The organism is Streptomyces sp. NPDC042100 (assembly GCF_055582325.1).
This window is the reverse complement of record NZ_JBVJDK010000003.1, coordinates 441,998-463,599: the sequence shown is the minus strand read 5'-3', so window position 1 is coordinate 463,599 and position 21,602 is coordinate 441,998. Positions and strand designations below refer to the sequence as shown.

The window sequence follows — 21,602 nt, the reverse complement described above, 5'->3', positions numbered from 1 at the left end:
ATGACGTGGTTCGCCGCGGTCGCGCGGTTGCGGGCACGCCGGGAGGCCGGCGTGCTCGTGACCGTCGCGACCGTGCGCGGCCACGCCCCGCGCGACGCCGGAGCGAAGCTGGTGGTCGCGGCGCAGGAGACCTGGGGTTCGATCGGCGGCGGCAACGTGGAGGCGGTCTCCGTCGACCGGGCCCGGGAGATGATCGCCGAGGGCGCGCAGGGGCCGGAGCTCGTCGACTTCGCCCTGAACGACAAGGTGAACAACCGGCATGGCGTGCAGTGCTGCGGCGGCACGGTGTCGGTGCTGCTCGAACCCCTGCCGGTGGTCCGGGCGGTGGCGGTCTTCGGGGTCGGGCACGTGGGCCTGGAGCTGGCCCGGATCCTGGCCCGGCACGACCTGGACCTGCACCTCGTCGACAGCCGGGCCGACACGCTCACCCCGCAGCGGCTCGCGGTGCTCGACGACGCGGTGGCGCAGGTGCGGGTGCACCACACGCCGCTGCTGCCCGAGGAGGTCCTGGAGGGGCTGCCGCCCGGCACCCACGTGCTGATCATGACGCATGACCACGCGGAGGACGCCGCGCTGTGCGACGCCGCCCTGCGGACGCCGCACCTCGGGTCCATCGGGCTGATCGGCTCGGCGGCGAAGTGGTCCCGCTTCCGCAAACGGCTCGCCACCGAGGGCGGTCACGCCGACGCCGACATCGACCGCATCAAGACCCCGATCGGCCTGCCGGACATCACGGGCAAGGAGCCCGCGACGATCGCGGTCAGCGTCGCGGCGGACCTGCTGCGCTCGTTCTGAGGCGGCCGGGGCCGGGGCGGGGGCGCCGCGGGGCCGGGGCCGGTCAGTTGAGGAACCAGTACTGATTGGCCTGGGCTCCGCAGTCCCACAGCATGACGACGGAGCCGCGTCCCCAGTTGTAGATGTCCGCGCACAGGCCGGGGTGGGCGATGTTCTCCAGCCGGGTCGGGCCGGCGAGGTCGTCGATCCTCCAGGCCATCCCCAGGCCGTCGCCGCAGACGTTCTGCATGAGCTGTTCGCCTCGGCCCCGGGAGCCGTCGGCGCAGTACTGGCTGGCGGCGTTGCGGATGTTCCAGCCTCCGCTGACACCGTTCCAGGTGACGCTCCAGGACTGGTTGGCGCCGCCGTGGCAGTCCCACATCTGGACCCAGGGCCCCCGGCCGAAGTCGTAGGCGTCCAGACACTTCCCGGCCGCCTCGGGGCTGAGGCTGGTGATCGTGGTGGGCTGGCCCTGGGCGGCGGCGGGCGGGGCGCACAGCAGCAGGGCGGCGGCAGCGGCTGCGAGGAGCGAGCCGAGTCGTGCGAGGGCGGTCATGCGGGGCCTCCGGTGTCGGACTGCGGGGATTCCCGACGGTAGGGCCGTGACCACTCGTGTTCCCAGACCCGTATCGGCCGTTCGTGATCACGGCCGATACGGGTCCGTCCTGAGGGAGCGGTGCCGGGTCAGCCCGAGGGGCGGCCCGTGGCGGTGAGTTCGGCGAGGCTGGTCCAGGGGCCGCGGTTGCCGGCCTCGGTCAGGGCCCGCAGCCGCAGGTAGCGGCCGGGCTTGGCGGTGAACGCGACCCGGGTGGCCGCCGCGGTGTCGGCGAAGGTGCCGGTGGCGACGGGGGCGCCCCAGGAGGTCTTGCTGTCGGACACGTACAGCTCGTAGGAGCCGATGCGGCCGTTGACTCCGCCGTCCTGGCGGGGCAGGTGGGTCACGGAGTCGACGTCGTAGCGGGCGCCGAGGTCGATCTGGATCTCGTGCGGGAGCGCCGCGTTGCCGTTGGACCACTTGGTGTGCCAGAGGGTGGCGGGGTTGCCGTCGATGGCGTTGGCGGCGGCGCCGTTCTCGCCGGCGGTCTCCTGGCTGTCGGCCTGGACGACGCTCCAGCCCGTCTGGCTGATGGGGCTCGACGGGGTGGTGCCGCCGACGGAGGTGCCGGCCGGGACGGTCAGGGCGGTGGCGGTGACCGTGAAGGCGGTGCCGGTGCCGAGGGTGCCGGTCTTCACCCGGAGGGTGCCCGAGCGGTCGGCCGGGTCGTAGAACCAGCCGGTGGTGGCTGTGTCGTAGGCGGCCCTGTCGGCGAGGGCGGGCAGGGTCGTCGTGCCGACGGTGACGGTGCCGGGCGCGCTCGCGCTGCGCAGGGTGAACTCGTAGCCGCGGGTGGCGGGCTTGCCGGTGTACGTGCCGGTGCTCGCCCCGACGGAGACGGTGACGGTGCCCGTGCCGGAGGCCGGCGCGGCGACGTCGACGCGCTGGCGGGCGGAGGCGCCCGTCTTGTAGGCGCGGGTGACGCCGTCGTCCTCGTAGAGGGTGAAGGTGGAGGTGCCGCGCGGCTGGATGTCGTACGTGAGGGTGGAGACGGGCTTCTCGCCGGTGTAGTTCATCTTCGGCCACATGGGGACGATGGCGCCGGCCTTCACGAAGAGCGGCAGGGTGTCGAGCGGAGCGGAGTAGCCGTTGAGCCAGCCGGGGCCGGTGTAGACCTTGCCGGTCCAGTAGTCGGTCCAGTCGCCGGCCGGGAGGTAGATGCCGTCGCGGGTGGCGGTGTCGGTGACGACGGGGGCGACGAGGAAGGAGTCGCCGGCCATGAACTGGCCGCTGGTCTGGTTGCCGCGCGCGACGGGGTCGTTCGGGTACTCCAGGACCATGGCACGGGTCGCCGGGACACCGGTGTCGGTGGCGTTGCGGCTCATCGTGTACATGTACGGCATGAGCCGCATCTTGAGCTGAAGGTACTTTCGGTTGATCGACTGGTACGGCTCGGCGAAGCGCCAGGGCTGCTTGTCCTGGTAGCCGGCGGAGGGGCTGGTGGGGCCCCAGCCGGACATCGTCATGAAGGCGGGGGTGAAGGCCTTCCACTGGAGGTCGCGGACGTACGTCTTGGGGCTGCCGCCGAAGATGCCGTCGATGTCGCCGCTCGCGTAGTTGAGGCCGGACAAGCCGGCGCCCGCGATGGCCGGCACGTGCCAGCGCATGGCGTCCCAGGTGCCGGAGGTGTCGCCGGTCCAGACGACGGCGTTGCGCTGGGTACCGGCCCAGCCGTCGACCGTCCAGACGAAGCGGCGGGCGTCGGAGTTGTTCTCGATGCCGTCCACGGCCTGCTTCACACCGTTGAAGGCGGTCTTGTAGCCGCCGCCGATCCAGGCGACGTCGGTCTTGACGGCCCGCGAACCGGCCGTGCCGACCTCCCAGTTGATGCCGGAGAGCCCGGTGGAGGTCCACAGCCCGGTCTGGAAGCCCTTGCTCTTCAGCTGGGCGACGGTCTCGGGGAGGCTGGTGTAGCCGCAGCCGTAGCCGTCGTTGGGGAGGAACCAGCCGGAGGGCATGTCGGCGGCGCGGGCGTCCGTGGCGTAGCCGACGACGTCCGGGGTGGTCTGGTGGCGCAGCCGGTCGTGTGCGCCCTGGTAGTCGGGGTTGGAGGCGTTGAAGCAGTCGGCGTTACCGAGTTCGTGGCCCCAGACGGGAGCGAGGAAGGGCTTGCCGGTGACGTCGGTGTAGCCGCCCAGGACGTCCTTGAGGGAGTTCCCCGCGAAGTACCAGGCGTCGAAGCGGTTCTCGTTGTGGCGCAGCGAGGTCGGGGCGGTGAAGGCGTACGAGCCCGGGGACCAGGTGTTGCGCATGACCCCGTAGCCGTTGGTGGACATGTAGAAGGGCGCAGGGCTGGCGTTGGTGTTCTCGGTCCACTGGTTGGAGACGGCGACGGGCACGGTCTTGTCACGCAGGGCCCATTCGCCGAGCCGCAGACCGGTGCCGTAGAACTGCTCGTCGGCGGCGCGGTTGAGGTACTGGGTGGTCTGGGAGCCGGTCCAGTTGGTGGGCTGGGCCTCGGACCAGAGCAGGGTGGAGTCGTCCGCGCGGTAGAGGGCGAAGGTGAGCGGCGACTTGTTGATCCGCAGGCTGACGGCCGAGGTGCCGATCTTGTAGTACGCGCCGGCGTCGGTGAGGGTCGCGCCGACGGAGCCGAAGGCGGTGTTGATGGCGAGGTCCCCGCCGGCCGGGTCGTCGGTGAAGGCGCCGTTGGGCGAGAGCCAGATCCGGAAGATGTCGGCCCGCGCCATCACGACGCGGGCGGCGGCGCCGCTGGACGTGGCGACGGTGAAGGTGTCGCCGGACCGCGTGACGCCGGTGACGTTCCCGGCGGAGGCGGCGCGGGCGTCTGTGGCGGGGAGGACGACGGAGAGCAGGGCGCCGATCAGGACGGCGGCGATCAGGAGGGCGGTACGTCTCACGCCGGGGCGGGCGCCTCGACGTGGGCTCGGGTGGGGGCGTGGCGGGGCGTAGAGGGCTGCGGCTGTCATTGCGGCTGGTTCTCCTCACGAGATCCCCGGCGCGGGAGCGCCGGGCAGTGGTCGTTGGAGCTCCCCCGCGCGTGGGGGCGTGAGACATGGCAGCAGTGACCCATGAATGACGTCAAGTGCTCAAACAAGCATGGTTGCAAGCAACTTCAATCATCACTGGTCACGGGAGGATGGCTGCGGGACCCGACCGTCAGCAGTGCCGCCCGTCAGCAGTACGGCCCGTCAGCAGTACGGCCCGTCAGCAGTACGGCCCGTCAGCAGTACGGCCCGACGGCGGGCCGGGCGACCAGGCCGCGCGCGGCGGCGCGCAGCCGGACCTCCCACTCCTCCTCGTCGAGCCCGAGGGTGTACACGACGCAGCACGCGCAGGGCGGGAGCAGCGCGAGGAACGCCCGCTCCTGGGCGGTCTCCGCCTCGACCTCCGCCCACGCGTCCGAGGCCGTCCCGGCGAGCCCGACCTCTCCCGCCACGAAGCGCACGGCCAGCCTGAGCAGCGTGTACCGCCTGGACAGGGACTCGTCAGGCAGCGGGATGCCGAGCTCTTCGAGCGCCGCCACGAAGACGTCCCGGATGTCCGCGGCGGCCGCCCGGCGCGGCAGCCCGGCGAGCTCCCGCAGCGAGGGCGCGTCCCTCCCCGCCGCGAGTGCGTGGGCGGCGGCCATGGGCAGCTCCTCCAGGCAGACCTCGCCCACGCGGTACAGCCAGGCCGCCTCGATCAGGGGCGGAGGGGCGGAGGGCGCCGACGGTTCTCGCACGGCCGCGCTGCGGCCCCCCGGCCGGCTCGGGCCGTCCGCACTGTCCGCCCTGCCCGCCCTGTCCGCCCTATCCATCCCGTCCGCCCTGCCCATCCCGCCCGTTCCGTCCGTCCTATTCGTCCTGCCCGTCTTGCCCGTCCTGTTCAGGTCATCCGACAAGGCGGCGCCGCCAGTCGACAGGGAGGACGGTGACGGCCCGGCTGGGATCGCCGTCCCACTCGGTCCGGAGGCCGACGGCCTCCAGCGCGGCCACGACCTCGTGGCCGATGGCGGCGGTGGTGTCGGCCGAGCCGTCGAAGCCGCCGTAGAGCAGCGTCAGTCCGTGGCCGGCCACGGCGGAGTCCGTGCACTGGGAGTGGAAGTAGACGAAGCCGCGCGCGTCGGGCTCCCCGTCCTCGCCGATCTCGGACTCGCCGCAGCTTCGGCAGCAGGTGAAGTCCTCCCTGGCGGTGACTCCCGCCTCCTCCAGGGCGGCGAAGGCGCGGGTGAGCCGCTCGGGATCGGTCTCGCCCCGCCATGCGGCCTGCTCGGCGACCCGCTCCAGCCACAGCCGGTCGGCCAGCGCCTCCGCCTGCCCGCGCGAGACGGGCCGGCGGTCCTCGGTGACCAGGAAGTCCTCGGCGAGCTCCGCCAGTTCGGCGCGGGTGACGTAGCCGGCGGCCAGCACCTCCCGGATCCGCTGCTCCAGCTCGGCGCGCTCGTCGTCGGCGAGGTCGAGCGGCGGCACCTCGGGCGCGGGACCCATGTCCAGCCGCGCCCATCGCGGGCCGTCGTCCCAGCCGTCCTCCCGGCGCGCCCAGCCGGTCATCGCCGCGATCACGCCCTCGGGGCCGTCGAGCCTCGCCTCGAAGTGCCGGTCGGCCGATCCGTCGCGGTACTCCAGCGTGTAATCGCCGCCCGCCTCGTGCCAGACCTGGGTGAAGACGTCGGGCAGGTCCGGTATGCGCTGGACCACCAGGAACAGATCGCCGGGGCCGCCGATCCGCCGGACCAGCCCGGCCAACTCCTCCTCGGACACGCGGACGTGCCGCTCCCCGCTCTCCGTCTTCACCATGATCTCCAGCATGGTCCGACTGTGGCACACCCCTCTGACAACGGACCTGCGAGGAGGTGCGCCGGTGCGCCCGTGCTCACGGCCTGCGCGGGCGACGGCGGTGCGCGAAGAAGAGCAGGAGCGCTCCCGCGGGCACCGCGCCCAGGAGCGCGACGGGGAGGCCGGGGGCCCCGCTGTCGGCCAGGGAGCCGGATCCGCCGGGACGTCCCGGCCGGGTGGCGGACGGCGAGGCGCCGGGCGTCGGGCGGGCCGCGGGGCTCGTCGTCGGGCGCGGCGGCCGGGTGGAGGTCGGGCCGGGGGCACTCGGCGTCGGCCGGGCGGTGACGGTCGCGCGTACCGTCGCGGTGTCGTCGCCCGGAACGGGGTCGGGCTGATCGGCGCGGACGGCGGCGGTCACCGCGAGTCCGGTGCCCGGCGGGGTGCCGGGGCGGACGGTGCCGGTCACGGTCAGGCGAGCCGACGCGCCGACGGCGAGGGTGCCGAGCGGGCAGCCGGCCCGGCCGCCCTCGACCGCGCAGGGTGTGCCGTCCGCCGTGGTGACGCGGACGTCCTCCAGCCCAGGAGGCAGCGTGACGGTGACGACGGGGTGGGTCGCGGCGGCGGGGCCCTTGTTGGTGACGGTGAAGGCGTAGACGGCGCGGGTGGAGGCCACGAGGGGACCGGAGGGGCGGACGGTCCCGGTCACCGCGAGGTCGGCGGCGGAACCGATCGCGGTGTAGACGGTGCTGTGCGAGGTGTGGCGGGTCGCGGTGATCCGGTCGGTGTAGCCGACGGTGACGGTGTTGCGGGCGAGGGTCCCCCGGCCCACCGGGAGCACGGTCGCGCGGAAGGAGACGGTGACGCGGGCGCCGGGCATCAGGGTCCCGCCCGCCGTGCTCGTGGCCCCTTCGCCCAGGTGGACACGGAGGCGACCGCCTTCGAGCAGGGCCGCGGTGTCGCCGTCCTGGGCGTCGGTCAGCGGGCCGCTCACGCCCGGTCCTTCGATGACGAGCGAACCGGCGGCGTAGCCGACCAGGGCCGGCAGCGGATCGTCGAGGACGACGTCGTCGGCCCGGTCGCCGCCGTCCCCGCGTACCGTCACGGTGTACTGGAGGACGTCCCCGGGCTCCGCCCACGTGCGCCCGGACAGGTTGGTGACCTTCTTGTCGACGGTGAGACACGGCGGGCTGCCGAAGGTGATCCCGTCCAGGAAGTTCCCGGTGCTCAGGCCGCCGCCCGCGGTCCGGACCGCCCGGAAGGCGAACCGGGTGCGCCGCTGCCCGTACGGGACGACGTAGCTTCCCGTGTGCGTACCCCACGCGGCACTCCCGTCGGAGAGCTCGCCCTGGTTGCGCAGGGGTCCGCCGGGCGGCCCGATCAGCACGTCCATCGTGTCGACGCCCTTGCGCCCCCGGTGGGACAGGCGCCAGCGGAGCCGCGAGCCGGGGGCGGTGGCGATGTCCTGGTACAGAGTCGCGGGTTCGTTGGCGTTGAGCTCGGCGAACTGACGCCCTTGCGCGGCCGGAACCCCGCTCAGCCCGCTGGACCACAACTCGATGTGCCCGTCGGAAGCGGAGGTGGACCAGCCCGGGACCCTGCGCTGGTCCAGGATCGACCAGTCCGCGTCCTTGATCCGCGGCTCCTCGAACCCGCCGTTGAGCAGCGCCTGCGGGGGCGCGCACACGAGGTCCCTCGGCAGGGCGCGCCCGTCCGCCGCAGGGGCGGCCGTGAGGGCGGCGGTGAGAGCGAGCGGGGCGACCGAGGCGGCCAGTGGCCGCCTGCGCCACGAACTCCCGGTGCCGAAGCGCAGGTCCATGGTGGCCGAGCCTAGGCAGGCGCCGAGGGGCAGGGCCTCGAATGATCTGACGGTGGGCATGTCGCGGACCGTCAGGAGTCCGTACGCGCTGCCGCGCGGATGCCGGGTTGCGGGGACCACGGAGATGTCGGGGACTACGGGAGCTGCTGAGACAACGGAGATGGGGGACGGGGGCGCGTACGGGTTAGGGTGCGCCGGTGAAGCGAGTCCTGGTGGTGGGAGTGACGGGCGCGGGCAAGTCCACGCTCGCGCGGGCCTTGAACAGGCGCCTGGGCCTGCCGTACGTCGAGATGGACGCGCTGTACTTCACCGGCCCGGACTGGACCGTCAACGCCGCCTTCGCCGAGGACGTGGCACAGCTCACCGCCGGCTCCCGCTGGGTGGTGGACTCCCTCGGCTACCCGCAGGTCCGGGACCTGCTGTGGGACCGGGCCGACACCGTGGTCTGGCTGGACTACCCCCGTCGCGTCGTCATGCCGCGCGTCCTGCGCAGGTCCCTGCGGCGCAGCGCCACGCGCGAGGTGCTGTTCGGCGGCAACCGGGAGACGTGGGCGGGGTGGCTGAGCCCGGAGCACCCGGTCCGATGGGCGTGGTCGCAGCACGGCGAACGCCGCCGCGAGATCGGGCGCCGCGCGCGCGACGAGCGTTTCGCGCCCTTGCGGGTGCTGCGCTTCACGGAGCCCGGGGCGGCCTCGACATGGCTGGCGTCCCTCCCGGAGGCCCCGGCCTGAGGAGAGCGCGGTCGGCCAGGCCATCTGCCCCTGCCCCTGCCCCCCCTGCCCCTGCCCCCGCCGGTCGCACCTCGGAGATACTCACCGCATGACGTGGTTCGAGCGGGCGGAACGCGCGGAGCGGTCGGGTGACTGGGACACGGCGATAGCCCTGGTGAGCGCGCACGCCGAGTGCTTCACAGGCGACGGGTACGCCCATGGCAACCACCTCTGGCACATGGATCTGCTCGTCCGCGCGGAACGCCTCGACGAGCTGACGGAGCTCGCCCGCACCGATGTCCACGCCCGCAGGCGGCTCAACCGGGCGCTCAACGGCCGAGGGGACGCGACGCGCCTCTCCGAGCGCGCCCAGGACGGCGACCGCGACGCGCTCTACTGCCTGATCCGGCTGCTCTGCCGGACGGAGGGCACCGAGCGGGCCCGCCGGACCCTGCGGGCACTCGCCCCCGACGACCAGTACGCGCGGGACATCATCGCCGCCGCCGAAGCGGCCACGCCGGACATGACCTGACGTCCCGCGCGGGCGATCCCGTGGGGCCGTCCCCCGGCCGGGCGGCCTTCGGCGGCCGGGGGTGTGACGTGGCCCCGCGCGGAGCAGGATGAGCGCGGTGGTGTTCCGGCGCCGGGCCCGCCAACCCGCCCCTCCGAGTGCGCCGAGGTGATTCCCGATGGTGACGGACCGGTACGGCAACCCCCTGCACGCCTGCTCGTCGGAGGCGGCCGGTCATCTGGACCGCGCCGTCGACGCGCTGCTCCACTTCAGCCCCGAGGTCGAACGGGCCCTCGGCGACGCCCTGGAGAGCGGGCCCGACTCCCCGCTCGCGCACTCCTTCGCCGCCTACCTGGGACTCCTGGGTACGGAGCCGCGCGAGGCCGCGGCGACCCGGCGGCGGTTCCGGCGGTACGTGGCCGGTGCGGACGTCACGGCCCTGCCGGTGCGCGAGCGCCTGCACGTCATGGCGGCCGGCGCCTGGCTGGCCGGAGACCTGGGGCGGGCCGCGGGTCTGCTGGAGGAGCTGTCCGCCGCGTACCCCAGGGACGCGCTGGCCCTGGCTGTCGGGCACCAGCTGGACTTCTTCACGGGCGACGCGGTACGCCTGCGCGACCGGATCGGCGGCGCCCTCTCCGCCTGGGACGCGGCGGAGCCGAACGGAGGGCTGCTGCTGGGGATGTACGCGTTCGGCCTGGAGGAGTCCGGGCACTACCGGCAGGCCGAGGAGGCCGGTCTCGCGGCGGTCGAACGCGACCCGCGCGACGTGTGGGCGATCCACGCCGTGGTCCACACGTACGAGATGCAGGGACGCGTACCCGAAGGCATCGCCTACCTCGACGCCCGGCGCCCCCAGTGGGCGCACGACAACTACCTCGACGTCCACAACTGGTGGCACTACGCGCTGTACGCCCTGGAGGCCGGGGACACCGGCGCGGCGCTGGCCGTCTACGACGCCTCGATCCACCACGACGACTCCACGGGCCTCGCGATGCAGCTCCTCGACGCGGCGGCGCTGCTGTGGCGCGTGCACCTCGCGGGGGCGCGGCCGCAGGCCCGTTGGGAGGCCCTGGCGGACGCGTGGGAGGCGCGGGCCGATCCGCCGTTCTACGCCTTCAACGACGTCCACGCGGTGATGTCGTACGCGGGGGCCGGACGGCTCGCGGCGGCGGAGCGGCTCATCGCGGACCGGCGCCGCTGGCTGAACGGTCCGGCGCCGGACGCCGACGGCGTCGTCACCAACCGCCGGATGACGGCCGAGATCGGACTGCCCGCGTGCGAGGCGCTGCTGGCGCACGCGCGGGGCGACCACGCCGCCGTCGTGGAGCTGCTGTGGCCGCTGCGCCGCCGGCTGCACGAGTTCGGCGGCAGCCATGCGCAGCGCGACGCCCTCCAGCGGACGCTGCTCGACTCCGCCCTCGGCTCCGGGCGGCACGAGCTGGCACGCGTCCTGATCAGCGAGCGCGCCGGGCTGCGCCCCGACAGCACGTACAACTGGTCCGCCCGCGCCCGCCTGGCCGGCGCCCTGGGCGACACGCCCCGGGCCGAAGAGGCCCACAGCCGGGCCCGCGCCACGGCGGCGACGGCGGCCGAGGCCCTGCATCGCCCGTCGCCCTGACCTGAGACGACGGGAGGACGCGTCCGGTCAGGACTCCGCCAGGTACGGGTCCTCGAAGCCGATCTGCGCGTGCGACCCGTCGCAGAAGGGCTTGTTGCGGGAGTGGCCGCAGCGGCACAGCGCGATCCGCTCGCGGGTCTCGTACGCGAAGCCGTCGTCGTCGCTGCGCAGGGTGATCCCGCCCCAGACGCGGTAGCCGCCGGAGACGCCCTGCTGGGGGTCCTGCACCACGCCGATCTCCGGTCCCGTGTCGGTCTCCAGCGCGGTCGCCTGGCGGCCCTCGACCTGCCAGGCGACCAGGCGCCCGCCGACGCACGCCTTGGCCTCCTTCTCGACGAGCTCGGCCTGCCCCGGCCGCTCCACCTGGTTCCAGATCTGCCCGTCCGCGTCGCAGAACCGGGCGAACGCGCACAGCCGCTGGGCGTCGGTCAGGACGAGTTCCGGGCCGTCCTGCTCCTGGGCCTGCTCCAGGTACGGGACGCGGGCGGTCGGCGCCTCGGTGCCCACGAAGCCGACCCGCGCGTGGCTGCCGTCGCAGAACGGCTTGTTCGCCGAGTGGCCGCAGCGGCAGAGGTGGAACTCCCCCTCGGGAACCTCGCCGGAGGCGGGCGGAGCGAAGTCCCGCCCCTTCGCCCACGAGCGGGACGTGCCCTCGGCGTCCGCCACGATCGTCTGCTGGGCCACGGGCACGGCGCCCTTGACCACGTACGGGCCGTCCTTCATCACCGTGATGGTGACCTGCGGCTCCGTCTCTCCCGCCATGCCTCAGCTCCTCTCTCCGGGGCCGCCTCACGGCCGTGCCCAGCGCGAGGCTAGGCGGGGCCGAGCCGCGACGGCCGTGAGGCGGTGGCGGAGTGCCGCGTACGGCATTCGGATGGGCTAAGACGTCGTCTCAATTGGCGAGGTGTCGCTCTCGCCCTCGCCTTCGCCCTCCGCACGGCAGCTGGCGCGGCACGTCCGGGCGGTGGGAGAGGCTGTGCCACAAGGCCGGCCACAAGTGGGGAGTGCCGTCAGGCGCCGCATTCGCGCGCACCCAAGCCGGGTCCAACCGCCGGCTCAGGCCGAGGTCACACGCCCGCTCCTCCAGACCGAGCGACGAGGCCGAATCGACGGCTTTCAGCTCGCGAGGCAGCGGTTGATCGAAGTCCCTCGCCCCATGCTGCCGGACGGCGCCCCACGACGAGAAGCCGACCCCAAAGTGTCATTCCATGAGGAGTTCTCAGCGCGGTGCACCGCTGTTGAGCATCCTGTCGCGCGCTTCTGAGTACGGGCACTCACGCCCCGGCGGGCGTCCCGCAGCGAGTGTGGGGGCACACCGAACGACAGGAGATCCTCATGCGCACGTCCTCCGGCACGAGCCGCCGGTCCGCCCGCCTCACCGCCCGCGTGGGGCGCGCCTTCGGCGTCGCCCTCGCCGGCACCGCCGCGACCGTCGTACTCGCGGGGTGCGCCGGGTTCTCGTACACCGAGAGGATCTGCAACGACGGCGAGTATCCCGTGCTGTCCGTCGGGGGTACGGGCTCCGCATGCGTCCGGGACGGCGACCAGCCTCCGGCCGGGTTCGCGCGGTATCCGGAGGGCAAGATGCCGCAGGAGGTCGACGACACCTGGGACGTGTACTGGCGCACGCACACCGTCGACAAGGACGGCAAGGTCATCGACGCGCCCGACGCGGGGTGAGGCGGGGCGGCGGCGACGAGGCGGAAGGCGATGCCCTGTCCGCGGTGCGCCGGGTCCGTCCACAACCGCTCGACCTCGGACCGCCCTTCGGCGGGGGCGGTCAGCACCAGGCAGCGGTCACCTCACGCTGATCGGTCATGGCGGGAGCATCACACGGGACGCCCCCGGCCGCCGGGGCGATGGCCCTAGAAGAGGCGGCCTTCCCGCACCTCGGCCGGCTCCTCCAGGTCCAGGAGGAGCTGCTTGCGTACGAGGCCGCCGCCGAATCCGGTGAGCTTGCCGCCCGCGCCCACCACCCGGTGGCAGGGGATGACGATGCTCACCGGGTTGCGCCCGACGGCCTGGCCCACGGACTGCGCCAGGCCCTTGCCGCCCAGGCCGGCCGCGATGTCGCCGTACGTGATCCGCTCCCCGTACGGGATCTCCCTCAGCCGAGCCCAGACCTGCTCCTGGAACACGTCGCCGTGCGTCACGGCCGGGACGTCGAAGGTCTGCCGCCGCCCGGCGAAGTACTCGCCGAGCTCGTCCCGCGTCCTCGCGAGGAGCGCGTCCGCCGACGGGTCGGCGCGGCGGCCCCAGGCCGAGGGTGGGGGTGTGTGGCGGTAGCCCTGGAAGTACAGGCCCACCAGCGCGTCGTCACCCGCGACGACAAGAAGGGGACCCACCGGGCTGTCGACGTGAGCGTGTCGGATGTCCATAGGGTCCCATCGTCCAGCACCGCACCGCCGTCGCGGGTCACGACGGCCAGATGCCCGAGCTGCCGCGTCGGTGCGAGTCGAGCAGGTGGGTGTCGACGATGCCGATCGCCTCCATCAGCGCGTACATCGTGGTCGGGCCGACGAAGGCGAAGCCCCGGCGGCGCAACTCCTGCGCCAGCGCCTCGGATTCGGCGGACCGTGTCGGAATCTCCGCGAAGGCCCTGGGACGAGGAGTCGTCTCGGGCCGGAAAGACCATACGAGCCGCGCCAGCCCCATGCCCTGGCGCAGCCGCACGGTCGCGCGGGCGTTGGTGACGGCGGCCTCGATCTTGCGCCGGTTCCGGACGATGCCGTCGTTCCCCATCAGGCGTTCGACGTCGCTCTCGGTGTACGCGGCGACCACGTCCGGATCGAAGCCGTCGAACGCCGCCCGGAACGCGGGCCGTTTACGCAGGATCGTCGCCCAGGAGAGGCCCGCCTGGAACGCCTCCAGGCTGACGCGCTCGTAGACGCCCTGCTCGTCGGTGACCGGCATGCCCCATTCCTCGTCGTAGTACGCCCGAAGCAGGGGGTCGACGGCTGCCCACGCGGGACGGGCGAGTCCGTCCTCTCCGACGACCACACCCGGGGCGGGGGCCTGTGTCGGCGTCATCGAGCCGTCCCCGTGGCGGCGGCATGCCGGAGGGTGTCGTTCTCGACGTGCCAGGAGGCGCCGTCCGGGGTCGCGCCGGTCAGGCCGTTCAGGTTGGCCAGGCCGACCAGCGCGAGGGTGCCCGGCTCTCCGATCTCGGCCGTCGCCAGGGTGCGTTCGGAGCTCCACGGGGTGGACCACAGCAGCCTTCGGGTCATCTGCGCCCAGCCGAGCGCCGGACCCGTCATCACCCAGAGGTCGGGAGCGGCATCGGCGAACCGTGTCGCGAAGCGCAGCCAGGAGGCCCCTGTCTCGGGCCAGTCAAGGGTTGTCAGGGTCGTGCCTCCCGCCTGGTCCCAGGCCGCTTCCAGCCGGCGTGCGGTCTCCAGGGCGTGTGGAGCGCGGCCGGAGCCGATCGCGAGGGTACGGGCGCGGCGCTCACGGGCCAGGCGGACGAGGGCCGCGACCTCGGCGGCCGTGGCAACCGCCGCGGCAACCTCCGTGTCGACGGTCGCGGTCGCGGTCGCGGTCGCGGATTCCGAACGACTCGGATTCGGATTCGGATTCGGATTCGGATTCGGATTCGGATTCGGATTCAGCAAAGGGCTGTTCAGGGGTTCCACGGTTACTCGTTCTCTCGGATGCTCTTCCAGCGCCGGTAGCGCGGGCGCTCACGCGGCGTCGTGGAAGACGAGGGCCAGGGTGTGCCGTTCACCGGAGCGGATGGCGGACACGCCGTGGCGGACCGGGGCCGCCGACCAGCCGCGGGTGGACCTGACGGGCCGGTCGCGGGTGGTGAACACGTAGCCGTGTCCCCGCGGCAGCAGCGTGGACGTGCCCCGGGACTGGGCGCGCGGGCGCTGTTCCAGGAGCAGGAACTCGCCGCCCGTGTGATCGACCCCGGGGGCGTTGAGGTTGATCACGACCTGGAGCGGGAAGACCAGGTCGCCGTACAGGTCGCGGTGGAGGGCGTTCCAGTCCTTCTCCCGGTAGCGGAGCAGGATCGCCGTCGAGCGGGTCTGCCCGGCGTCGTGGCACATGCGCAGCCACTCGTCGAACGAATCCGGCCACGGGGCGGGCCTGCGGAGCCTGGCCCACCAGTCGCGGGCGATGGGCAGGAGCCTCGGGTAGAGGGCTCGCTTGAGGCGTTCGACCGGTTCCGGGTACGGGGTGTCGAAGTACCGGTACTGGCCTTCGCCGAAGCGGTGGCGGCCCATGTCGACGGTGCTGCGGAACAGGTCGTCCCGCGCGTACAGCTCCCTGAGCTCCACCGTCTCCTCGTCGCTCAGGAGCCTCGGCAGCAGCGCGCCGCCGTACTCGTCGAGCTCCGCGCCGATCGCGTCCCAGTCGCCGGACTCGACGCGGCGGTGCCAGGGGTCGGTCCTGCTCCCGGTCGCTGTCGTGGTGTTCACTCCCCGGCCTCCAGGTCCAGCAGCGCGGTCTTGGCCGCGAGCCCGCCGACGTATCCGCCGAGGGTGCCGTCCGTGCGCACCACGCGGTGGCAGGGGACGACGATCGGCAGCGGGTTGGTCGCGCAGGCGGTGCCCACCGCCCGTACGGCCTTGGGGTTGCCGACGAGCTCGGCCATGTCACGGTAGCTGCGGGTCTCGCCGTATCCGATCTCGGGCAGGTGCGTCTGTACCAGGCGCCGGAACCCGTGCGACAGGGACAGGTCCAGCGTCACGTCGAAGGCCCTGCGGCGCCCGGAGAAGTACTCCTCGATCTCGCGGGCGGTCTCCTCCAGCCGCTTGGGGGCGCGCAGGATCCGGGGGCTGAGCCTGTGGCCGAGGGTGTCCAGGACCCCGTCGTGGCCCTCGTCGGCGTACGCGACGCGGACCAGGCCCCGGGGGGTGGCGGCGAGCAGCAGTTCGCCGACGGGCGAGTCTACGGTGGTGTACGCGACGTCGATCAGGTCTGCGCCTTCCGCGGCCCGCTCCAGGCGGCGGTGCAGGCGGCTCAGCGTGTCGGCGTCCACGCCCGCCGAGGCCGAGGCGGACAGGAGGGCGGCCACGCCATCGTTGTCGGTCATCTCTTCACCGCTCGTCGTGTCGTCGCCGTTCGTCGACTCGGCGCCGTTCGTCGTGTCGTCGGCGCTGGGCAGGTCGACGGCGTCGGGCCGGTCCCTGTCGGGCAGGTCTCTCACGTCGATGCTCCTTTCGTGGTCGCGCCCGGATAGTGCTTTCTGAGGTTCTTGAGCCCGTCCGCGGCGGCTCTGCGGGCCGCCTCGACGGTCCCGCCGAGGATCTGGGCGATCTCGGCGTACGCCAGCCCGGCCACGTACCGATAGGCGATCGCCTGGCGCTGCTTGGCGGGCAGTTCCCTCACCACGGCCCAGAGCCCGACGGCCTCGATGTCCACGACGTCCTGGCCCGCGGGCGCCTCCGGTACCTCGTCGACCGGCAGAGGATTCCGCTTGGCGGCGCGCAGCACGTCGATCGCCTTGCGGTGCGCGATCGTCACCAGCCATGCCTCCACGTTCGCCGTCTCCGGCAGCTCGGGGTAGGCGCGCAGGGCGGAGAGGAAGGTCTCCGACCATGCGTCGTCCGCGTCGTGCGGGCCGAGGACGACCCGGCACACGCGGAGCACGGTCGCGCCGTGCCGCGCGACCACGCTCTCGAAGGGTTGTTTCATGTTCATCCCATGGAAGACGTACGTGCGGTGGCAAACGTGAGATACCCGATCGGCGGAACCCGCCGGGCTCAGAAGAGCCTTCCCGTGTCGGCCGCCGGCGGCTCCTCCAGCTCCAGCAGGGCCTGCTTCCGTTTCAGCCCGCCGGCGTACCCGGTCAGAGCCCCGGTGGAGCCGACGACGCGGTGGCAGGGGACGAAGACGCACAGCGGGTTCGCGCCGACGGCCTGTCCGACCTTCTGGGCGAGCGCGCGGTCTCCGAGCTGCTCGGCGATGCGGCCGTACGTCGTCGTCTCCCCGCACTGGATCCGTTTCACGAGGTCCCACACGGTGTGCTGGAACGCGTCCCCCTCGGCCGCGAGCGGCAGCTCGAACCGGCGGCGGCGTCCCGCCAGGTAGTCGCACAGCTGGCGGACCGCCTCATCCAGCAACGGGTCCGCCCGGGCGCCGGCCTCGGGGCCGAAGCTCTCCTGCGGCGGACGGCGGACGTGGTGCCTGAAGTAGAGGCCGGTGATCGCCTCGCCCTTGGCGACGATCGTGACCGGGCCCAGGTGGGTGTCGACAACGGCGTGCCGGGTGTTCATCCCCGTCTCCCCTCTCATGTCTTCGCGTCTCTCGTTGCTCTCATCCGGTAGACGGTGGCCGGGCGCGGAACGTGAGATCGCGGAGGCGGACGAGATACGAGTACCCAACGGCCTGCCCCTCGCCGGGCCCTCCTCCGGACGGCCGCGTCCGGCCATGTCCCCGGACGTCGGACGGCCCGCCGGGAGGGGAGACCCGGCGGGCTGTGCGACGACGTGCGGCGCCTTGTTCGTTCGTCGCCGTGATCAGGCGTAGGGCGCGAGCTCCTTGAGGAGCGTCGCGAGGTGGTCGGCGTCCTCGCGGGTGAGGGGCGCGAGCGGGGGCCTGGGGGCGCCCGCCGGGAGTCCGCGCAGTTCGAGACCGGTCTTGACGGCGCGCGGCAGGCCACGGTCCACGATGAACCGCAGCAGGGGCAGCAGCTCGGCGAGGACCGCGTCGGCCCGCGCGGTGGCGCCCGCGATGTGGGCCTCGTAGAGGGCGCGCGGTCCGCCGGGGACGATGCCGGGGGCGGCTGTGCACCAGCCCGCGGCCCCGGCGCGGAGGGCGTCGAGGGCGATGGGGTTGCTGCCGTTGTAGACGGACAGCTCGCCGTCGGAGAGGTCGAGGATCTCGCGGAAGCGTTCGACGCGGCCGGAACTCTCCTTGACCATGGTCAGGTTCTCGATCCGGGCGCCGAGCGCGACGATCTCGGCGGGAGTGAGGTCCGTACCGGACGTCCCCGGGTTGTTGTAGAGCATGACGGGTACGCCGGCGGCGTCGGCGACGGTCGCGAAGTGGCGCTCGGTCTCCTGGCGGGTCAGCTTCCAGTAGGCGGCCGGCAGCACCATGACGGCCGTGGCGCCGTGCCGGGCCGCGACGCGGGCGCGGCGGGCGGTCTCGGCGGTGGTGACGTGGCCGACGCCGACGAGGGTGGGGACCCGGCCGTCGACCGCGTCCAGCGCGGTCTCGCAGACGGAGTCCCATTCGGCGTCGGTGAGGTAGGCGGCCTCACCGGTGCTGCCGAGAGGGGCGACGGCCTGCGCCCCGGAGTCGACGAGACCGTCGACGACGCGCCGCAGGGCCGGCAGGTCGGGGGCGCCGGTCTGGGGGCCGGAGGGGTCGTGGAAGGGGGTGACGGGGTAGGCGATGATCCCGTGCAGCGGGGTCTCGGTCATGGTTCAGGCTCCCTGCTGTGTTGCTTCGACGGTGGTGGCGGTTCCGGCGGCGGTGGTCGCGGTGGCCGTGCCGGTGGCGCTCGTCGTCGGGGACGGGTGCGCGGTCAGGCAGTCGGGGTGCCGGACCAGTGCGCGGCGGGCGTGGTACGCGAAGTTGGCGCGGTTGCGGGCGTCGGAGGAGGTCCAGTCGTGGGCCTCGGCGGCGAGGGCCGGCGGCAGCGGCTTGATGGTGCCCGCCGACATGGCGAGGAGCTGGAGGCGGGCGGCCCGTTCGATGAGGACCGCGAGGTGACACGCCTCCTCGACGGTGCCGCCCGCGACGAGCTGGCCGTGGTGGGCGAGGAGGATGGCCCGCTTGTCGCCGAGCGCGGCGGAGATGATCTCGCCCTCCTCGTTGCCGACGGGGACGCCCGGCCATTCGGCGAGGAAGGCGCAGTCGTCGTAGAGCGGGGTCAGGTCCATCTGGCTGACTTCCAGGGGGACTTCCAGCATCGAGAGCGCGGCGACGTGCAAGGGGTGCGTGTGCACGATGCAGTTGACGTCGGGGCGGGCCCGGTAGATCCAGGAGTGGAAGCGGTTGGCGGGGTTGGGCATGCCGGAGCCGCTGAGGACGTTCAGGTCCTCGTCGACAAGGAGCAGGTTGTCCTCGGTGATCTCGTCGAAGCCCAGACCCAGGCGCTGGGTCCAGTAGGTGCCGGGCTCCTCGCCACGGGCCGTGATCTGACCGGCGAGGCCGGAGTCGTGACCCGCGTCGGAGAGAATCCGGCAGGTCAGGGCGGTCTTCTGACGAACGGTCAGGGTCGAGGCCGTGAACTCGCCGGCCATGCGGCGGTGGGCCCGGTCTATCAGGACGTCTTTGGCGTCGTTCAGCGTGGTGGCCATAGGACACATCTCCTTGGCTTGAGCGGGGCCGGGACAGGGGCGGGGTGGGGTGGGACGGGCGGGGCAGGCGCGCGGGCAGGGACCGGACACGCCGGGTCGGGCCGGCCAGGGCCGGGCAGGCTGGAACCACGGCGGTGGCATGCCCCCATCCGACTGGATACGATGTTCACCATAGGACACCTTGTGTCATGACGGAAGACCCGCAAGCTCGGGCGCGGCGCGCGGGGTACGCGGGGTACGCGGGGTACGCGGGGTACGCGGGGCGAACGACGAAGCCGGAAACCGCGAGGGCTACCCTGGTCGCCGACCCGGCGGAACGATCCATCGCCGCACGCCGAACCGGCACGGGAGCAGGAGGAACGACCAGTGATCAACCGGGTACGACAGCTGCGCAAGGAGCGCCTGATGAGCCTGGAGACGCTCGCGGCGCGCGCGGGCGTCACCAAGAGCTACCTCTCCAAGGTGGAGCGCGGCCAGAGCACTCCCTCGATCGCGGTCACGGCCGCGCTCGCCCGCGCGCTGGGCGTACCCCTCGACACCGTGTTCGTCGACGCCGAAGGGCTGGGAACGGGCGTCACCGTGACCCGGGCCGCCGAGCGGCGCGCGCTCACGCCGGGCGACGAGGCGGGCAGCCGGTACGAGGGGATCGCGCTGGAGGCGGCCGGCAAACGGATGACGCCGTTCATGCTGCACCCCGCACATGACGCGGACCGCAGCCCCTTCCGTGATCATCCCGGCGAGGAGTTCCTCTTCGTCCACGAGGGCAGGGCCGAGCTGCTCCTGCCGTCCGGGGCGGTGGAGCTGGGGCCAGGCGACTCGGTCTACTTCGACGCGACGACACCGCACAAGATGCGCACCTTGTCGCCGGGCCCCCGGGCCTCGGTCCTCCTCCTCATCAGCGCCCCCGGCCCGCACCCCCATCCGCACCTTCCCTGAACGGAAGGAAAGGGGAGGGGAAGGAGGGGAAGGAGGGGAAGGGGGAATCAAGAAGAACGCGATGTGGTCCCCGCCCCCCTTCTAGGAGAGGCGGGGACCACATCATGATGCTGACACTGGGCTGAGAACCGGCCGAGAACAAGGCCGAGAACCAGACCTAGAACTGGGACTCTGCCCGTGCACGGGACATCAGTCCGACGAAGCCCCCTCGCCCGTCTCCCCCAGCAGTCCCAGGAACAGAGTCTGCGCCTTCACGATCCGGGCCAGCTCGGCCAGGTCCACGCTCTCGTCGCCCGCGTGGATGCGTGCGCCCGCCATGTCCTCCGCGCCCCAGAGCACGACGCCCGCCTCCGGGGCGATCGACTGGAGCGTGGCGACGAGACCGATCGCGCCACCGCCGCCGATCGTCCCGGCGGGTCGTCCGAAAGCGGCCGTCATCGCCTCGCGCGCGGCGGCGAACGCGGGGTGCGCGGTGTCGGCCTGGAACGGATGGCCGACCTTCACCGGCTCGACCTCCACCCGGACACCCCAGGGGGCCTGGGCCCGCAGGTGGTCCATCAGGAGTTCGAGCTCGCGCGCCGGGTCGGCGCCCGGCGGGACCCGCATCGAGACGCGGGCGGCGGCGGAGGCGTGCAGCACGTTGGGGGCGCCGTCACGGGGCGGTACGTCGACGCCGAGGACGCTCACGGACGGCCGCGCCCACAGGTGCGAGGCCACCGACCCCGAGCCGATCACCTCGACTCCCTCGGCCAGTCCGGCCGCGGCCCGCAGCTCGTCGGTCGCCATCTCCGCGCCGGGCCACTCCGCCTGGGTGAGCCCCGGTACGACGACGTCACCGGCATCGTTGTGGAGGGAGGCGACGATGCGGCTCAGCGCCAGGAACGCGTCGGGGACGGGGCCGCCGAACACCCCCGAGTGCACGGGCGCGGCGAGCGTGGTCACGGTCAGGTCGCAGACCGCGGTGCCGCGCAGCGCGGTGGTGAGGGCGGGCTCCCCGGTGCGTACGTTGCCGAGGTCGGCGATGACGAAGGCGTCGCACGCGAACCGCTCCGGGTTCGCGGTGACGTACGGCCCCAGGTGGCTCACCGTCTCCTCCTCGCCCTCGACGAGGATCTTGAGGTTGACGGGCGGCCGGCCCTCGAAGGCGCGCAGGGTGGCCGCGTGGGCGACGACGCCGCTCTTGTCGTCCGCCGCGCCGCGCCCGTACAGCCGTCCGTCGGCTCCGGTCGTCGCCGTCCAGGGATCGGTGCTCCACTTCTGGTCGTCCGGGGCCGGCTGCACGTCGTAGTGGGCGTAGAGCAGCACCGTCGGCGCCCCCGGAGGGCCCGGCACCTCGGCGTACACGGCGGGGTAGCCGCCCGGGATGTCCAGCAGCCGGGCGTCCGCCGCGCCGCTGCGCTGGAGCAGGTCGACGGTGGCAGTCGCGGCGCGGAGCACCGGCTCCTGGGGGAAACCGGGGAAGGCGACCGAGGGGAGGGCCACCAGCGCGGCGAGGTCCTCGGCGAGCTCCGGGAGCATCGGCTCCAGGCGCTCGACGGCCGCGCGGGTCGCGGCGGAGAGGGGGAGGTCGACGTAGTTCACGAGACGCACCTTTGCGGGATCGGGAGCGAAGGGGGAACGAAGGGGAAGGAGGGACAAGGGGGGCGCCGCCCACAGGCACGAACTCAGG

The 21,602-nt window shown here is 73.1% G+C and carries 22 protein-coding genes and 1 pseudogene; 6 read left to right on the top strand and 17 right to left on the bottom strand.

Annotation, left to right across the window (positions count from 1 at the left end):
* Positions 1-795 (top strand): xanthine dehydrogenase accessory protein XdhC, encoded by a 795-nt coding sequence (gene xdhC, locus ACZ6J5_RS09470; protein WP_469389428.1) that lies wholly within the window; start codon positions 1-3, stop codon positions 793-795.
* Positions 796-838: 43 nt separating this feature from the next.
* On the opposite strand, the gene ACZ6J5_RS09465 is transcribed toward xdhC, so the two are convergent.
* From ACZ6J5_RS09465 to ACZ6J5_RS09445, 5 genes are all read right to left on the bottom strand, one after another.
* Positions 839-1,330: an RICIN domain-containing protein gene (locus tag ACZ6J5_RS09465; protein ID WP_469389426.1), complete on the bottom strand. Its 492-nt coding sequence runs from the start codon at positions 1,328-1,330 to the stop codon at positions 839-841.
* 128 nt (positions 1,331-1,458) lie between these two features.
* Complete coding sequence (locus tag ACZ6J5_RS09460) at positions 1,459-4,230, bottom strand: TIM-barrel domain-containing protein (RefSeq protein ID WP_469389424.1); 2,772 nt, start codon at positions 4,228-4,230, stop codon at positions 1,459-1,461.
* Positions 4,231-4,553: 323 nt separating this feature from the next.
* Positions 4,554-5,054, bottom strand: a complete 501-nt coding sequence (locus ACZ6J5_RS09455; RefSeq protein ID WP_469389422.1) for a hypothetical protein — start codon at positions 5,052-5,054, stop codon at positions 4,554-4,556.
* Between the two features lie 148 nt (positions 5,055-5,202).
* The gene (locus ACZ6J5_RS09450) at positions 5,203-6,120 is read right to left on the bottom strand and encodes a DUF6891 domain-containing protein (protein ID WP_469389420.1); all 918 of its coding nucleotides are present in this window, start codon (positions 6,118-6,120) and stop codon (positions 5,203-5,205) included.
* Between the two features lie 64 nt (positions 6,121-6,184).
* Positions 6,185-7,963 carry a hypothetical protein gene (locus tag ACZ6J5_RS09445; protein WP_469389418.1) on the bottom strand — a complete coding sequence of 593 codons (1,779 nt, stop codon included), beginning with the start codon at positions 7,961-7,963 and terminating at the stop codon, positions 6,185-6,187.
* Between the two features lie 137 nt (positions 7,964-8,100).
* Between ACZ6J5_RS09445 and ACZ6J5_RS09440 the strand changes: the two genes are divergently transcribed.
* From ACZ6J5_RS09440 to ACZ6J5_RS09430, 3 genes are all read left to right on the top strand, one after another.
* Positions 8,101-8,634, top strand: a complete 534-nt coding sequence (locus tag ACZ6J5_RS09440) for an AAA family ATPase (protein WP_469389416.1) — start codon at positions 8,101-8,103, stop codon at positions 8,632-8,634.
* An 88-nt stretch (positions 8,635-8,722) separates the two neighbouring features.
* Positions 8,723-9,145, top strand: coding sequence for a hypothetical protein (locus ACZ6J5_RS09435; RefSeq protein WP_469389414.1), 423 nt, complete (start codon positions 8,723-8,725; stop codon positions 9,143-9,145).
* A 157-nt stretch (positions 9,146-9,302) separates the two neighbouring features.
* Complete coding sequence (locus ACZ6J5_RS09430) at positions 9,303-10,742, top strand: tetratricopeptide repeat protein (RefSeq protein ID WP_469389412.1); 1,440 nt, start codon at positions 9,303-9,305, stop codon at positions 10,740-10,742.
* A 27-nt stretch (positions 10,743-10,769) separates the two neighbouring features.
* Here the strand turns inward: ACZ6J5_RS09430 and ACZ6J5_RS09425 are convergent, their stop codons facing one another.
* Positions 10,770-11,504: a CDGSH iron-sulfur domain-containing protein gene (locus ACZ6J5_RS09425; protein WP_469389409.1), complete on the bottom strand. Its 735-nt coding sequence runs from the start codon at positions 11,502-11,504 to the stop codon at positions 10,770-10,772.
* A gap of 573 nt (positions 11,505-12,077) precedes the next feature.
* On the opposite strand from ACZ6J5_RS09425, the gene ACZ6J5_RS09420 reads away from it, so the two are divergent.
* Positions 12,078-12,422: an SCO0607 family lipoprotein gene (locus tag ACZ6J5_RS09420; RefSeq protein WP_469389407.1), complete on the top strand. Its 345-nt coding sequence runs from the start codon at positions 12,078-12,080 to the stop codon at positions 12,420-12,422.
* A gap of 17 nt (positions 12,423-12,439) precedes the next feature.
* On the opposite strand, the pseudogene ACZ6J5_RS09415 reads toward ACZ6J5_RS09420, so the two are convergent.
* The 10 genes and pseudogenes from ACZ6J5_RS09415 to ACZ6J5_RS09370 form a co-directional block, all read right to left on the bottom strand.
* Positions 12,440-12,529, bottom strand: a pseudogene (locus ACZ6J5_RS09415) (GNAT family N-acetyltransferase); the annotation flags it as partial.
* A gap of 78 nt (positions 12,530-12,607) precedes the next feature.
* Positions 12,608-13,120, bottom strand: coding sequence for a methylated-DNA--[protein]-cysteine S-methyltransferase (locus ACZ6J5_RS09410; RefSeq protein ID WP_469389405.1), 513 nt, complete (start codon positions 13,118-13,120; stop codon positions 12,608-12,610).
* A 37-nt stretch (positions 13,121-13,157) separates the two neighbouring features.
* Entirely contained in the window at positions 13,158-13,772 is a 615-nt protein-coding gene (locus tag ACZ6J5_RS09405) for a DNA-3-methyladenine glycosylase I (RefSeq protein ID WP_469389403.1), read from the bottom strand.
* The gene (locus ACZ6J5_RS09400; protein WP_469389401.1) at positions 13,769-14,374 is read right to left on the bottom strand and encodes a hypothetical protein; all 606 of its coding nucleotides are present in this window, start codon (positions 14,372-14,374) and stop codon (positions 13,769-13,771) included. Before ACZ6J5_RS09400 ends, ACZ6J5_RS09405 begins: the two co-directional genes overlap by 4 nt.
* Before the next feature lie 48 nt (positions 14,375-14,422).
* Positions 14,423-15,163: a 2OG-Fe(II) oxygenase gene (locus ACZ6J5_RS09395; protein ID WP_469389399.1), complete on the bottom strand. Its 741-nt coding sequence runs from the start codon at positions 15,161-15,163 to the stop codon at positions 14,423-14,425.
* Positions 15,160-15,894: a methylated-DNA--[protein]-cysteine S-methyltransferase gene (locus ACZ6J5_RS09390; RefSeq protein ID WP_469389397.1), complete on the bottom strand. Its 735-nt coding sequence runs from the start codon at positions 15,892-15,894 to the stop codon at positions 15,160-15,162. Before ACZ6J5_RS09390 ends, ACZ6J5_RS09395 begins: the two co-directional genes overlap by 4 nt.
* Positions 15,891-16,382: an RNA polymerase sigma factor gene (locus tag ACZ6J5_RS09385; protein WP_469389395.1), complete on the bottom strand. Its 492-nt coding sequence runs from the start codon at positions 16,380-16,382 to the stop codon at positions 15,891-15,893. The genes ACZ6J5_RS09390 and ACZ6J5_RS09385 overlap by 4 nt, the downstream gene beginning before the upstream one ends.
* 68 nt (positions 16,383-16,450) lie before the next feature.
* Positions 16,451-16,963: a methylated-DNA--[protein]-cysteine S-methyltransferase gene (locus ACZ6J5_RS09380; protein WP_469389393.1), complete on the bottom strand. Its 513-nt coding sequence runs from the start codon at positions 16,961-16,963 to the stop codon at positions 16,451-16,453.
* Positions 16,964-17,206: 243 nt separating this feature from the next.
* Complete coding sequence (locus ACZ6J5_RS09375; RefSeq protein WP_469389391.1) at positions 17,207-18,115, bottom strand: dihydrodipicolinate synthase family protein; 909 nt, start codon at positions 18,113-18,115, stop codon at positions 17,207-17,209.
* 3 nt (positions 18,116-18,118) lie between these two features.
* Positions 18,119-18,997, bottom strand: a complete 879-nt coding sequence (locus tag ACZ6J5_RS09370; protein WP_469389388.1) for an aldolase — start codon at positions 18,995-18,997, stop codon at positions 18,119-18,121.
* 366 nt (positions 18,998-19,363) lie between these two features.
* On the opposite strand from ACZ6J5_RS09370, the gene ACZ6J5_RS09365 reads away from it, so the two are divergent.
* Positions 19,364-19,933 carry a helix-turn-helix domain-containing protein gene (locus ACZ6J5_RS09365; protein ID WP_469389386.1) on the top strand — a complete coding sequence of 190 codons (570 nt, stop codon included), beginning with the start codon at positions 19,364-19,366 and terminating at the stop codon, positions 19,931-19,933.
* A gap of 189 nt (positions 19,934-20,122) precedes the next feature.
* On the opposite strand, the gene ACZ6J5_RS09360 is transcribed toward ACZ6J5_RS09365, so the two are convergent.
* Positions 20,123-21,514: a M20/M25/M40 family metallo-hydrolase gene (locus tag ACZ6J5_RS09360; protein WP_469389384.1), complete on the bottom strand. Its 1,392-nt coding sequence runs from the start codon at positions 21,512-21,514 to the stop codon at positions 20,123-20,125.
* Between the last annotated feature and the right edge of the window lie 88 nt (positions 21,515-21,602).